Raw genomic sequence first — 13,871 nt, 5'->3', positions numbered from 1 at the left:
TTAGCCTCCCTGAACCGCGAGCAGAATATCGGCGCTATCGCCATCGCTGACGGCACGATCCCACTGCGATGCCGGAACAACCTGGCCGTTGAGCGCCACGGCCACGCCGGCGCTGTCCTCCTGGCCGGTGACGTGCTGGACAAGGTCAGCCACGCTGCCACCGGGCCAGGTGGTGGATTCTCCGTTGAGGGTGATGGTCATTGCTCATCCTTTCGTTCGTGGGGGAAGTGTGTGCTGCGCCAGGGGTCGCATGCGCTGAAGTCAACGCCCGTCGCGTGCTGAAGATCCTCGCCCTCCAGCAGCGCGCGCGTTGCCCTGGCCGCCAGGCTGGACAGCAGAATACCGTGGCGGAAAAAGCCTGTCGATACCGTGATCTGATCCGAGATCTTGCCGAAATACGGCAGGTCATCGGGCGTTCCGGGGCGGGTTCCGGCGGTTGCCTCCAGGAAATCACACTCCTCCAACCCCGGCACCAGGCGGATCGCATCGCGGAGCAGTTGGTGCACCCCCTCTACCTGCGGGGCCGGCCGCCCATCTTCGCGGCTGGTGGCGCCGATGGCGATGGTCCCGTCGATCGGCCGGGGGATCACATACACCGGCCGATCCTCCACGAATCCGCGCACCACCTTCCGCACAATCGGTGTGTTGTTCGGGGTGCGCACCCGCAGGATGTCGCCGTACACAGGCCGCAGGTCAAGCGTGATTCCATGCGGAGCCAGCAGGTCCGCTGCCGCTACGCCGCATGCCACGATGACGTGGTCGCCGTCCACTCTGCGGCCGCTGGCGGTGATGACCTGCGAGCCGTCGATCTCACAGGCACGCTCGCGGACGATGGCGCCCTCCCCCAGGTGCTGAAGGATTGTCTGCGCAAAAATACGCGGCACCACCTGTACGTCACCCGGGATGTGCACCGCGCCGGAGATCTGAGGGGACAGCGCCGGCTCGAGCTGCCGCGCCTGCCGCGTGGTGATGAGCTCCACATCCATCCCGTGCGCCTGCTGGTGGGCTGCCAGCTCGCGAAGGTGGGTGCCGTCCGCACGATCGCCGGCAACGAGGAGTGTGCCGGTGGCGTCGAACCCGGTCCGCGCATCGGCGGGTAGGCGGCCGAGCAGGTCCGGGTACAGCCGCGCCGCCGCGATCATCAGCGGGTACAGCGGTTCCTGCCCGTAGACGACTTCCGCCGCGGGTGCCAGCATTCCTCCTGCGTGATATGTTGCTCCCGACGCCGGGCTCTCGTCCACCAGCGTCACCTCATGACCTGTGGCGTGTAGCTCAAGGGCCGTGGCCAGCCCGATCAGGCCGGCGCCAATAATTGTGACTCTCATTGATTGCCGATCTTAGCGACTCTGGGTAACAGACCGCTGCCCGGCGCGGAAGTTGCTGCGCAGGGTGCGAACATAGTTCTCGGGATCCTCGGCATTCATGATGCCTCGAACCACGGCTACTCCAGCCACGCCGGTGGTGGCGAGATCCGCGGCGTCGTCGGCAGTCACGTCACCAATGGCGACCACGGGCACGGCGGAGGCGCGAACGATCGGGGGGTAGCCCGCTAGTCCCAGGGGCGTGCGACCGGAGCGTTTGGTGGGGGTGTCCCGGAAGGGGCCGCAGCCGATGTAATCCAGTACGTCGGCATGCTCGTTGGCGGCGTGGACCAGGTCCAGGGTGCCGGTGGTGAGGCCGATGATCGCGTCGGGCCCGAGGAGCTGGCGCACCGCGGTGACGGGCAGATCGTCTTGTCCTACGTGCACGCCGTGGATGGGAAACCCTTGGGCGCGCAGGGCCAGCGCGATGTCCACCCGGTCGTCGATGAGGACGCGAGGGGAGTGGGCTTCGGCGCCTGCTCCGGCGGGGGATGCAGCCTCGGCGGCCACCTCAGCGACAGCCTCGGCCACGGCGGCGCCCAGCTGAAACAGCTCCCGCGCGCTGATCGGCTTGGAGCGCACCTGGATCACGCCGGCGCCGCCACGAGCCGCAGCCACTGCCCGGTCCACGATGGTGCGCGGATCGCCGGCGCCGGTCACGAAGTAGGCGGAGTAGTCCACCGCGGGCTTTGCCGCAGAGTTCCCCGCAGCCAACCGTGTCACGTCCGAGCCACAGCCGTGCCGGGCCTGACTATCGCGAAGCACGCCTTCGTCATTGTTGCTCTTCGACATAAATGTCGGATCCTTGCTCCTTAAACTTCTTCGCCATGGTCTGTTCCCCAGCGGCAGCCTCGCGCACTTCGGGATCCACAGGAGAACCTACACCCGGCATGCCCAGGTCCGCACCGAAGGTGTCCCGAATATCCTGGCTGATGCGCATCGAGCAGAACTTCGGGCCACACATGGAGCAGAAGTGCGCGGTCTTGGCAGGCTCCGCCGGCAGCGTCTCGTCATGGTACGCCTCGGCGGTTTCGGGATCCAAGGACAGTGCGAACTGGTCGTGCCAGCGGAATTCAAAGCGGGCTTTACTCATGGCGTCGTCCCACGCCCGGGCACCAGGGTGCCCCTTGGCCACGTCGGCGGCGTGCGCGGCGAGCTTATAGGTGATCACACCGGTCTTCACGTCGTCGCGGTTCGGCAGGCCCAGGTGCTCCTTTGGCGTGACGTAGCACAGCATCGCCGTGCCGCCCATGGCGATGTGCGCGGCGCCGATCGCAGAAGTGATGTGGTCGTATCCCGGCGCGATATCTGTGACCAGGGGGCCGAGCGTGTAGAACGGCGCGTCGTGGCACCAGTCCTGCTCCAGCTCGTTGTTGGCCTGCACCATGTTCAGTGGCACGTGGCCCGGGCCTTCCACCATGACCTGCACGTCGTATTCCCAGGCGCGTTTGGTGAGCTCACCAATGGTCTTGAGCTCGGCGAACTGTGCCGTGTCATTCGCGTCGGCCAGGGAGCCGGGACGGAGGCCATCGCCCAGGGAGAACGCCACGTCGTAGTGGGAGAAGATCTCGCACAGCTCGTTGAAGTTCTCGTACAGGAAGGATTCCTTGTGGTGGGCGAGGCACCAGCCGGCCATGATGGATCCACCGCGGGAGACGATGCCCGTGACGCGTTGGGACGTCAGCGGGACGTAGGGCAGCAGAACTCCGGCATGGATGGTCATGTAGTCCACGCCCTGCTCACATTGTTCAATGACCGTGTCGCGGAAGATGTCCCAGGTCAGGTCCTCTGCCACACCGTTGACCTTCTCCAGCGCCTGGTAGATCGGCACGGTTCCGATCGGGACGGGGGAGTTGCGGATGATCCATTCGCGGGTGGTGTGGATGTCATCGCCGGTGGACAGGTCCATGACGGTGTCTGCGCCCCAGCGGGTGGCCCACTGCAGCTTGGATACTTCTTCGTCGATGGAGCTGGTGACGGCGGAGTTGCCGATGTTGGCGTTGATTTTGGTGAGGAACTTCCGTCCGATGATCATCGGTTCGGATTCCGGGTGGTTGATGTTGTTGGGGATAATCGCACGTCCGCGGGCTATTTCGCTGCGTACGAACTCTGGCTCGCAGTGCTCACGCAGGGCGACGAACTCCATCTCCTTGGTGATGACTCCGGCGCGTGCGTAGGCCATCTGAGTAACCCGACGCCCAGCCTGCGCCCGCAGCGGCTTCCTTTTTTCTCCGCGCCATTCTTTGGACGCTTCGCCGCGTCGCTCCGCGCCGCGGCCGTCGTCGGCGAGGTTGCGTTCGCGTCCGTCGTAGGCTTCCACGTCGCCTCGTTCGAGGATCCAGTCCTGACGTAGCGGCGGGAGTCCCACGTGGGAATCTGCCTCGGGTCCGCGGGTGCGGTAGACGCGGAAGGGTTCGTTGGGGCCGGTGGGAGAGTCGTCCAATTCAATGGCGGTCTCTGGGACCTCGAGTCCATGCTCGCAGATGGGAGCGTAGGAGTGCTTGGGGTGGATCTCGCCGGCGTTGGAGCGGGTCTCCTGGTTGCCGTTGCGTGGCGTGGAGTTATCTGAATCTGGGTGTGTTGCAGCAGCCATCGTGCTGCACCTCTCTTCCTTCGCTGGTTCTAACCAGACAGGTTCGGACGGTTGTAGCGCGGTATCAGCTGCCATCTCAGCCCGGTTCCTCCGGGCCCCCGTGGGGTGGATTTGTGCACAAGTATTCAGTTGTGGAGTTTTCAGTTGTGGATATTTCACATATCGCCCTTCCAATGTAACCGATCACGAGAGGCGCGGCATAGGCGGTGGGCTTGAGGCAGGGGTGGAGTGCTTGCCGCGCACGGTGGCCGCGGCATGAGAGAATGTTCACTCGGTGCATGATTGCCCATGCCTTAGACCACTGACGAGGAGTAAGAACCTATGAGCGGAGCACTGCTCATCATCACCGTCGCATGCGCGATCTTCATCGGCTCGACCATGCAACGCATCGGTGGAATGGGCATGGGGCTGATTTCCGCGCCTTTGCTGAGCGTCATCATCGGACCCGTGCAAGGAATTTTGCTGGTGAACGTTCTTGCGTGCATCAACGCCGTGATGAACTCCTGGAGCATGCGCCGCGGAATAGATTGGGCCATGGTGCGGCGCATGGGATCCGTCATGGTGATCGGCTCACTGTGCGGCTCGCTGCTCATCCGGGGAATCTCCATCCCCGCCCTTCAAGTGGTGGTGGGAGCAGCCATCGCAGTGGCTCTGCTGATCGTGATCCTCGGGAAGAGATATGTCCCGCCGGTCAACGGCGCTGCCCCGGCCCTGGTCACGGGAGCGATCGCCGGCTTCACCAACACCTTGGCGGGAGTCGCCGGGCCCGTCATCACCGTGTACGCCCAAGCCGCACAATGGGACCACAGGCGGCTGGCCTCCACGCTCCAACCACTCTTCGCCATCTCAGGCGGCTTAAGCTTCCTGGTCAAAGAACTCACCGGTGCCGCATCACTCGGAGAGGTGCCCTGGGCCATCTGGCCCGCTTGCATCGTCGCCATGATCCTGGCCATCGCACTGGGCTCACGCCTCGCCACGCGCATCAACAGAGAGACCGCACGGCGACTCGCCTTCATCCTCGCCTTCGCCGGAGCCTTCAGCGTGCTCGTCCGAGGCCTCCTCGCCCTCTAAACAGTCGCGCAGCGCACCGCCCGACCAGTAGGGTAGAACACTAATGCTCACGCCTCGGGAGGAGAACGCTGGGCGTCGAATATAAAGGAGAAAGAGATGCTACACGCGCTCAGCTTCGCGCTGTTAGACTCCGTGAACCTGCTGCTCATCGGCGTGCTGTTCGCGCTCGGCATCATGCACCCCACCGTGCGTGCATACCGGAAAATCGCGGCCGTGCTGGTGGTGGGCGACTGGTTCGGCGTGCTGCTGCTGTCCTTCATCACGATGGTGATCTTCGGCGGGATTGGTGACCTGGTGCAGAGCGCGCTGGAATCGCCGTGGGTCGGCATCCTACTGATCGCGGTGGGGCTGCTGAGCATCGTGGCTACGATGCGCGGGGGAGACTCCTCAGCCATGGTCGATAAACTTGCCGCACCGCTGCGGCAGGCATCGCTGCGCACGTTCCTGGTGGGGATGGGGCTCGGACTGATTCAATCAGCGACGTCGATACCCTTCTTCGTGGGGCTAGCGTTTCTCTCCACGGCGGGCTTTCCGCTGGTCGTGACGTACCTTGGGCTGTTTCTGTACGCGTCGCTGGCGCTGAGCCTGCCGACCATCAGCGCGGTGCTGGTGGGGCTGGCTGTCAGGGCGCCGAAGAGCCCGTTCGGGCAGATGTTGGTGGCCATGAGGGCGCGGCAGGACCTGGCGACGGCGTATGCGGGCTACGCCATCGGCGTGGTGCTGATCGTGCTGGGTGTGGTGATGCTGTAGCCGCGCCGGGTGTACCGGGACGTAGTGCCGGTCGTTACGCCTGCTACTGGGCTCGGTGTAGGAGGTACCGGCACAACCATAGGATTTTGTGGCATGTCTGGGGGTGTTTTCCCAGGTCGTCATTTTCCACGTGCGAAATAATCCTATGGTTGTGCCATCGTCGCCACATCGACTGCGGAGACAGCTGCGTCTTCAAGCTGGGGAGCCCCCGTCGACTCATCCTCCCCGGTTCCCTCCACACGATTCCAAGAAAAAGTGAACCTTTTTCGGCTTACGGAAGTCTTATATAGGGAGAAAAGAATCTGACCAACACGCGATGTAGGCACACTAGGGGGATGTCATGTCAGTACATGGGGAAAGCCGCAGGTCAGTCACCCCGCCGCACGAACGACGCGATCAGGCGATACCGCACATCATTGCGCTGAGAGATCTGGCTGCGGACGAGCGCAATAGATTCACCAAGCATGCAGCACAGCTGGGATTCCACCGCTATGCCCGAGGGGTGTACCTAGAAAGAGATAAAATCCGACATCTAGATGATCGTGATCGTAAGACACTGGTGATTGCAGCAGAACGCATCTGCAATCCTCAGGCGATTGTCTGTGGACTCAGTGCAGCGCACCTACTGGGCCTACCTATGAGCTATTCAGAAGAACCCGAGCGAGTAAACCTTGGATACCTAGTCCCTAAACGAAAAGTCCATGGCAGGTCCGTCGATCGGAAATTGTGCGCTGGGGCGGTCCATCATGCGATTCCCGTGGCAACAGTCTGGGGAGAAATCCGCGTGACTTCAGTGGCGCATACGATTGTGGATGTCGCCAGGTGGGAATCGCTAGAAGCTGCTGTGGTGATGGGGGACTACGCATTGAAAAGAGGATTGTTAAAGCGGAGTGAACTCGAAGCCGCACTCGGTGATGCGAGGGGATGCTCGGGGATTAAACGAGCTCAGCACCTTTCTGGTCTTGTGAGCAGCAAGTCAGAGAGCCCTCGTGAATCAGAGCTCAAAGTTCAGATGTGGGAGGAAGGCCTTCCAGCGCCGCTGCAGCAGGCGGTCATTTGCCGTGCCGACAATGGGCTTTTTGTGGCGCGTGCCGACTACTTATTTGAGGAGGAACAAGTGGCGGTCGAATACGACGGTGAGGGGAAGTACCGCGGGCAATACTCCCAAAAGTCCCTGCAGGAGGTGCTTCTTGAAGAACGGCGCAGACAGACGTACCTGGAGAACCTAGGAATCTGTGTGATTCGTGTTGAACGGCAGAGTTTCAGGAACGGGCTGGGAGTGAGGGACATTCGCAGCGCACTAGAAAGCCGGAAGGGGCTGTGCGAACCAAAGCGCTTCGTTATCGGAGGCGGTGAACTTGCTTGGCGGAAGCCGCGGAGAAGAAGGCGATAGTGTTTCGGTCGGAGGTTTTGGCAAGGCTCGTGGCACAACCATAGGATTTTGTGGCATGTCTGGGCGTGTTTTCCCAGGTCGGCATTTTCCAAGTGCGAAATAATCCTATGGTTGTGCCACTGAGCTTCAAGGCCGCGCCTCATGGGCGCCGCCGCGCCGGGCAGCGCGCCGGGTGGCGGGACAGGCTGCCTAGGCGCGCTTTTGCCGCGCTAGGACTCGATGAACCGCATCCAGTCGTCCCACTCGTTCAGCGTCTGCACCACACCGTAATTGAAGGCCTGCTCCAGGCGGTCGAAGTTGCGCTCGGTATTCGCGATCTTCATGCGGTCGGGATAGAACACGTGCGCCTTGCCCTCAGCTTCCAACTTGTCGATCAGAGCCACCGACGCGTTGTAGCGCTCGTGGCGCGTGATCATCGCCTCCGCCACCACGGGACGGTTGCGCAGCAGCCGCCGGATCATCTGCGGGCTCCGGGGAGGTTTCCTCTCATAACCGCGAGGCCGGGTGCGCAAGATGAGCAGCTTCTCGAAGCCGTCGTCCAGGGCAGCTTGGGTGATCAATCCGCCGGATTCTCCCAGGGCGCCATCCACGTATTCCTCTCCGTCGAACTCGGGGACGGGCATGAGCCCCGGCAACGTGGAGCTTGCCCGTACTCTCTTCATGAGCTTGGGCATGGTGTCCATGTCCTCACGGCTCCAATTGATGGTCTCTCCCGTGCGGGCATTCATGGCCGCGATGCGCAAGGGCGTGTCGCTTGCGGCGAAGGTCTCGAAATCGTAGGGCAGCGCTTCGTCGGGCAGGCCAATTTGCTCGTAGATGTATTCGGCGTTGAAGTATCCGGTGCCGCGGAGGAAGGACTTCACACCACCGGTGGAGGGGTCCGCGCCGAGTTCCACAAAGCTCTTGCGGTTGCGTTCCCTGGATCTGGACAGGAAGTTGACGGTATGGGTCGCACCGGCGGAAATACCGCCGACCCAGCCGAACTTCACGTCTTCGGCAAGGAGCCGGTCGATACAGCCTGCGGTGTAGGCGTTGCGCATACCTCCGCCTTCGAAGACGAGTGCGACGTTGGTGGCATCAATCATGTGATCCTCCGTGTCTAGTGTTTTAATGCTTCTTCCCTGGGAGAAGATGGATTATCCCCACAATGATAAATCCTGCAACAAGTCCGAAGATCATGGAGAAGAAGGTCTCGACGATCCATTGCACCACCGAACCCAGGTGGTGGATGCTCTCCACGATGTGGTGCACGGTGTGGTACGGCCAGTGCCAGCCCAGCTCGTCAGTGCCGACCAGCAGGATGTGGCCTCCCACCCACAGCATGGCGAAGGTTCCGATCACTCCGATGGTGGCCAGGACCTTCGGCATGGCGTTTACCATGCCTTGCCCGAACTTTTGAAGTCCACCTCGGTCCTGTCGGGCGAGGTGCAGTCCGATGTCGTCCATCTTCACCAGCAGACCAACCACGCCGTACACGCCCAGCGTGACGATCAATCCCACGATCGCCAGGACTGCGGCGCGCATGCCGAGGCTCTGGTCGGCCACCTCGTTCAAGGAGATCACCATGATCTCCGCGGAGAGGATGAAGTCGGTCATCACCGCGCTTTTGACCAGGGAGTCTTCATCCTTGGCCTTTTCTTCATGGCTCTCGGCATGACCGCCGCCGAAGAGTTCCACGATCTTCTCCGCCCCTTCGAAGGCCAGATAGAGCCCTCCGCACATGAGCAGTGGGGTGAGCGCCCACGGCGCGAAGGAGGACAGAAGCAGCGCGATGGGCAGAATGATCAGCAGTTTGTTGACCAGGCTGCCTTTGGCGATGCGCCAGATGATGGGGATTTCCCGGGCGGGGGATACTCCGTCGACGAATTTGGGTGTGACGGCGGCGTCGTCTACCACCACGCCGACTGTTTTGGCTGTGGTTTTTCCAGCCATGGCGCTGACGTCGTCGATGTTTGCTGCTGCGGTTCGTGCGATGAGTGCTACGTCGTCGAGTAGCGCTACCAGCCCACCTGCCATGTTGTCTCCCGGTTGGTGTGTGACGTCTTGTCTACTGTTCTCCTAGACGTCGTGCGTGCTCACCTATTCTGCCAGAATGAGCGGCCCGACCGCGCCGGCGCCGATGCACACGCTGGCGTCTGGCGCTGGATTGTGCACGTCGATTCTGATTAACCCTCCTCCGCCGGAGACTCTGACCCATTGCGTAGCGAGCTCGGTTCCGATGGAGGCGTGGCTGGCGCGCGCTTCGGCGTCGGATAATGTTTCCAGTCCGTTAGGCGTGGTCAGGGTGACGGTCGTGTGCGGGTGAGTGGCGGCGGCGTTGAGTTCCCATGTCCATTCGCCGAAGGGGAGGTCGTTGTCGATGTGGATGAAGCCGCTGTGTCCGGCGTAGATGCGTGTGCCGCAGCTGGGTTCGTTGCCGGGGCTCGTGCGGGAGAATCCGCCGACGCGCCCTTCGGTGAGTCGCCCGTGGTCGTCGATCATGGTGGGGCGGTCGGTGGCGTCGGCAGAGCCATGGCCGGTGATGTTGCCGATCAGGTTGTAGGGGTGCAGCACGGGCAGGAGGATGTTCAGCGGTGCCTGTTGTTGCAGCATGGGTTGCGGGTGTTCGCGGATGGACGTGCGGAGGTTGGTGAGGTAGTCGCGGGTGGGGTCGTCCTTCCACGCCCATGTCCAGGTGGCCAGGGAGAGGGTGGAGGAAACGATGAGCAGGGTGGTGATGATGGCGGTGCATACGTTGTTTTTTATATTCGACGCCGGGCGCGCGCTCGTTGCAGCCACCAGAACAATCGTGGCTGTCCACCAGTCGGCATAGTAGTGCATGCTGCGCAGGAGTACGCCGGAGGTGTGCTCGCTGTCGCGGGTGCTGTGCAGCAGCCAGAGCAGGGCAGCGAGGTAGGCCAGGGAGATGCCGAGGGCACAGAGTGTGCGGCGGGGGTGAGGAGAGCGGCGGAGAAGAAGGAACAGCGCTGCAAGGATTGCGATGACGGACAGCGCGCTGAGGATGAAGGGGGTGGCTGCGTAGGCTTTCGCGGGTGTCCAGCGTTCCCAGCCCCAGGGTCCGCCGAGTGTGCCGGGGAGGATGGCTTGGGTGAGTGCGTCCGGCAGGGCCTCCATGAGGCCGGAGGGGTGCGCGTCGTGTTCGGCAGTGTGGGAAAGGGTGGCATAGAGCGCGATCCAGCCTGCCCAGAGTGCGCAGGCTGGACCGAGGGGGAGGAGCTGCGCGCGCGGTGTGCGGCGCAGGAGGAGCACTGCTGCGATCAGTGGGACGATGGTGAGGCATTTCTCGGTGAAGAGCAGGCCGGCGAGCAGGATGAGGAGGGGGAGTAGCCAACGCCGGGTTGTTGTGCAAGTTGTTGCGCGGGTTGTTGCAGGGGATGCTGCGCGAGGCGAGTCCGGCGCGAGGAGGGCCCACAGCATGCCCGCGGCACACAGCTGCCAGGCGTAGGCGTTGAGGGCGGCGGACCACCAGCCGGCAGCGTCCATGAGGAAGGGGGAGAACACCAGTGCTGCGAAGGTCAGCCTCTGCGCGTGGGGGTGGTGTGGGAGCAGCAGGCGCACCACGGGGATCCAGGCGAGTGCGCTGGCGAGCGTGAGTGCCACGATGATGAGGGCGGGGAGCCACCACGCCAGGGGTGCGGCGTTGTGGACGAGGACTTGGACCAGCGCGGAGGCGGGCATGAGGTGGCCGTCGTAGAGCCTGAACAGGGAGTGTTCGCCGGTGAGGCTTAAGGGGCTGAAGTGTGCGGGGATGACCAGGTCGTCCCAGTAGAGGGTTCGTTGGCTCAGCTGGAGGACGCGGGCACACAGCGCGAACACGAGGATCCCAAGCATGGTGGTTACCCTACCTGGCACGGGTGCAGAGTGTTCCCTTTTTGGCGTTTTGCGCTGTGTAGCGTGCGGTGATGTATGCGCCGATTAAGCGTCAGACGTTACGGGGAGTACCTTGAGGAGCTTCTCTTTGCCGTGGCATCCTTCCAGGTCATTGACCTTGATGAATGCGGAGGCGGTTTCGTTGGGCGGGTACACGCGCAGTCCGTCGGCGAGCGTGGGCTGGCATTCGTGGGGAGGGAGGGCACCGGCGTTGGTGAGGCTCACGGCTGCGGTGGCGGTGGCTTCCGGCGCGAGGGTGACGGGCTTGGGCTTCACGCCGTTCTCACGTTCGGCGGCCTCGCCCAGCTGGGTTCCGTTGTTGTCGGTCACCAGGGATACCCCTGGATAGCCTTCCAGGGTGCACTTTTCGTCGCCGATGTTCTTAAAGACAATGTCGAAGTCCTTGGAGCCGGCTGCGCCTTGGAGGTTGGCAACGCTCAATTCCAAGTTGGAGGTTTTGCATTGCGACGTGCGTGGTGTGTCTCCAGTGGGTTCGGCCTGGGTTTCCTGGCGGGTTGCGGCGCTGGAGAACTCAGCTTCGTTGGTGGTGTTGTTTTCTGCACACCCAGTGAGCCCGAGGGCGGCGGAGGCCACAAGAACAACTGCTGCGCTACGGCCGTGACGGCGAGCCTGGGAGCGCTCGTTCAGACGGGGTGAGTGGAAAGTCATGCACCTAAAGTATCTGGAAGAGGTGGAACATGAAAGTGATATGTCGAAATATGGAGCCTCAGAGGCAGATTGTGTCCGAATTGTAATCAGTAGCTGATGTACAGCTCTTATGAGGGTGCGGGAAAAGGGCGGGATGGCGGCGATGTGGTGCAGGATTGGCAGCGCGATCGTGCCAATCCGCCACTCGCTACCCCCAGAACGCTCTAGGGCTTCTGCAGTCTACAGGCGGAAACAGATAACATGATGAGAAAGAACTCAGTCGCCACTATTCGAAGGGAATACATAGGCATGGGATTTAACCCAGATTTCGATCTTTTCCAGCTTCCAGAGGAATACCTGGAGCTACGTGCAGCCATCCGCGATCTCGCTGAGAGTGAGATTGCTCCTCATGCGAAGGACGTGGATGAAAACGAGCGTTTCCCACAGGAGGCCCTGGATGCCTTGAATGCTGCGGGCTTCAATGCGTTGCACGTTCCCGAGGAGTTTGGTGGTCAGGGCGGCGATTCCCTGGCGGCTGTGATTGTTATTGAAGAGGTTGCTCGCGTGTGTGCCTCCTCCTCCCTGATCCCCGCGGTGAACAAGCTGGGTACGATGGGCCTGATCCTGAACGGCTCCGAGGAGCTGAAGAAGGAAGTGCTGGGTGACATCGCCCAGGGTGCGATGGCTTCCTACGCTCTGACAGAGCGCGAAGCAGGCTCTGACGCAGCATCCATGAAGACCCGCGCTGTGCGCGAGGGCGACGAGTGGGTCATCAACGGCTCCAAGTGCTTCATCACCAATGGTGGAAAGTCCACCTGGTACACCGTGATGGCCGTGACGGATCCGGAGGCTGGCGCCCGCGGAATCTCCGCGTTCATGGTGCACAAGGATGATCCAGGATTCTCCGTGTCTGGCTACGAGCACAAGCTGGGCATCAAGGGTTCCCCCACGGCCGAGTTGCTCTTCGAGGATTGCCGCGTTCCTGCGTCACGCATGATCGGTGAGGAGGGAACCGGTTTCAAGACCGCCCTGCAGACCTTGGACCACACCCGTCCAACGATCGGCGCGCAGGCGCTGGGTATCGCCCAGGGTGCGTTCGACGAGGCCGTGAAGTACGTCAAGGAGCGTAAGCAGTTCGGTAAGGCCATCGCCGACTTCCAGAACACCCAGTTCATGTTGGCGGACATGAAGATGAAGATCGACGCCGCACGTCTCATGATTTACACCGCGGCATCCAATGCTGAGCGTGGTGTTGCAGAGGGCGGAGAGAAGCTGGGCCTGATGGCTGCAGGTTCCAAGGCTTTCGCCTCTGATGTGGCCATGCAGGTGACCGTGGATGCGGTTCAGCTGTTGGGTGGCTACGGATTCACCCGCGACTTCCCGCTGGAGCGCATGATGCGTGACGCGAAGATCACCCAGATCTACGAAGGTACGAACCAGATCTGCCGCATGGTGATGGGCCGCCAGATCCTGGGCTAGAGTCCGGGATACGTAACCGGGCGCCCCTCTGGGGCGCCGCTTACATGTGAGGCCTTCTTAGAAGATGTTGGCTGCTGTGCAGGATGTCAGCGGGCGACACATTCTCTATTCCCAGTGTTCGGGATTTTGTCGACGATGGACGCAGAGCCGGTGGCCAATTGCTCTGCGGAATAGCACGACTGTGTCATTCCCAAGCCGGTTGTCTCGCCGATGGGTTTGACATGTGCCCAACCGCGGCCGTTAAACACCATGACTGCGATCCAGTCAGTGTTTGGCTGGCCCACTCTTGCTATATGGCCATCACAATCCATGACACTCGGATTGGGCATGGGAGCGACGCCCTGCATAGCCTCCGTGGTGCATTCGCCCACGGGGTTCGGCGCCGAAGCCTCGTGGTCCTCCTGGGGCGCTTTAGCCTCTTCTGACGGGGCCTCAGACGTGGGGTTCACGTCCTCAGAGGAATCACGCTCCGAATCAGCCGAGTCTTCCGAATCGGGCGAACCTTCCGAATCCGTGCTCACAGCCGAGAACTGTGCCTGCGGTTCGGGTGAGTCTTCGTCTGAGCCGCACGCACTGATACATAGTCCCGTGCTGAGGAGAAGCGTGAGAAGTAGAGGTTGTTTGGTAGGCCGCATAACGTCGCTTTCTTAGCTTTGTTTCATCTAAGATTAAGGTACTAGTTAGGTTAAGGCCTGCGCCACTGGGG

13 protein-coding genes are annotated in these 13,871 nt (G+C 62.1%); 4 read left to right on the top strand and 9 right to left on the bottom strand.

All coding sequences use genetic code 11. The features are described from left to right. Genes thiS through thiC form a run of 4 tightly spaced genes read right to left on the bottom strand, consistent with a single transcriptional unit; the run spans position 1 to position 3,954 of the window. Complete coding sequence (gene thiS, locus IAU67_RS06425; protein ID WP_151841875.1) at positions 1–201, bottom strand: sulfur carrier protein ThiS; 201 nt, start codon at positions 199–201, stop codon at positions 1–3. Then, positions 198–1,325, bottom strand: coding sequence for a glycine oxidase ThiO (gene thiO / locus IAU67_RS06420; RefSeq protein WP_151841874.1), 1,128 nt, complete (start codon positions 1,323–1,325; stop codon positions 198–200). Before thiO ends, thiS begins: the two co-directional genes overlap by 4 nt. Positions 1,326–1,337: 12 nt before the next feature. Continuing rightward, the gene (locus tag IAU67_RS06415) at positions 1,338–2,153 is read right to left on the bottom strand and encodes a thiamine phosphate synthase (RefSeq protein WP_151841873.1); all 816 of its coding nucleotides are present in this window, start codon (positions 2,151–2,153) and stop codon (positions 1,338–1,340) included. Further along, positions 2,134–3,954: a phosphomethylpyrimidine synthase ThiC gene (thiC, locus tag IAU67_RS06410; RefSeq protein ID WP_151841872.1), complete on the bottom strand. Its 1,821-nt coding sequence runs from the start codon at positions 3,952–3,954 to the stop codon at positions 2,134–2,136. The genes IAU67_RS06415 and thiC overlap by 20 nt, the downstream gene beginning before the upstream one ends. A 321-nt stretch (positions 3,955–4,275) precedes the next feature. On the opposite strand from thiC, the gene IAU67_RS06405 reads away from it, so the two are divergent. From IAU67_RS06405 to IAU67_RS06395, 3 genes are all read left to right on the top strand, one after another. Continuing rightward, entirely contained in the window at positions 4,276–5,025 is a 750-nt protein-coding gene (locus IAU67_RS06405) for a sulfite exporter TauE/SafE family protein (RefSeq protein ID WP_151841871.1), read from the top strand. Between the two features lie 96 nt (positions 5,026–5,121). Continuing rightward, a complete protein-coding gene (locus IAU67_RS06400) occupies positions 5,122–5,775 on the top strand; it encodes a hypothetical protein (protein ID WP_151841870.1) in 654 nt (217 codons plus the stop codon). A 784-nt stretch (positions 5,776–6,559) separates the two neighbouring features. Further along, positions 6,560–7,168 carry a hypothetical protein gene (locus tag IAU67_RS06395; RefSeq protein WP_151841869.1) on the top strand — a complete coding sequence of 203 codons (609 nt, stop codon included), beginning with the start codon at positions 6,560–6,562 and terminating at the stop codon, positions 7,166–7,168. Positions 7,169–7,377: 209 nt separating this feature from the next. Here IAU67_RS06395 and IAU67_RS06390 read toward each other — a convergent pair whose 3' ends face one another. The 4 genes from IAU67_RS06390 to IAU67_RS06375 form a co-directional block, all read right to left on the bottom strand. Then, on the bottom strand, positions 7,378–8,253 hold the full coding sequence (locus IAU67_RS06390; RefSeq protein WP_151841868.1) for a patatin-like phospholipase family protein: 876 nt from the start codon (positions 8,251–8,253) through the stop codon (positions 7,378–7,380). A 22-nt stretch (positions 8,254–8,275) separates the two neighbouring features. Further along, the gene (locus tag IAU67_RS06385; RefSeq protein WP_151841867.1) at positions 8,276–9,184 is read right to left on the bottom strand and encodes a DUF808 domain-containing protein; all 909 of its coding nucleotides are present in this window, start codon (positions 9,182–9,184) and stop codon (positions 8,276–8,278) included. Positions 9,185–9,247: 63 nt separating this feature from the next. Then, complete coding sequence (locus IAU67_RS06380; RefSeq protein ID WP_151841866.1) at positions 9,248–10,999, bottom strand: hypothetical protein; 1,752 nt, start codon at positions 10,997–10,999, stop codon at positions 9,248–9,250. An 84-nt stretch (positions 11,000–11,083) separates the two neighbouring features. After that, positions 11,084–11,707 (bottom strand): DUF4232 domain-containing protein, encoded by a 624-nt coding sequence (locus IAU67_RS06375; protein WP_151841865.1) that lies wholly within the window; start codon positions 11,705–11,707, stop codon positions 11,084–11,086. Positions 11,708–11,995: 288 nt separating this feature from the next. Here IAU67_RS06375 and IAU67_RS06370 point away from each other — a divergent pair, with 288 nt between their 5' ends. Then, positions 11,996–13,165: an acyl-CoA dehydrogenase family protein gene (locus IAU67_RS06370; protein ID WP_151841864.1), complete on the top strand. Its 1,170-nt coding sequence runs from the start codon at positions 11,996–11,998 to the stop codon at positions 13,163–13,165. An 86-nt stretch (positions 13,166–13,251) separates the two neighbouring features. Here IAU67_RS06370 and IAU67_RS06365 read toward each other — a convergent pair whose 3' ends face one another. Then, positions 13,252–13,686, bottom strand: coding sequence for a hypothetical protein (locus IAU67_RS06365; protein WP_151841863.1), 435 nt, complete (start codon positions 13,684–13,686; stop codon positions 13,252–13,254). Between the last annotated feature and the right edge of the window lie 185 nt (positions 13,687–13,871).

Source organism: Corynebacterium zhongnanshanii, from assembly GCF_014490575.1.
In the GTDB taxonomy this organism is placed as follows: domain Bacteria; phylum Actinomycetota; class Actinomycetes; order Mycobacteriales; family Mycobacteriaceae; genus Corynebacterium; species Corynebacterium zhongnanshanii.
The sequence above is the reverse complement of the archived record's forward strand: the minus strand, read 5'-3'. Positions and strand labels throughout refer to the sequence as shown.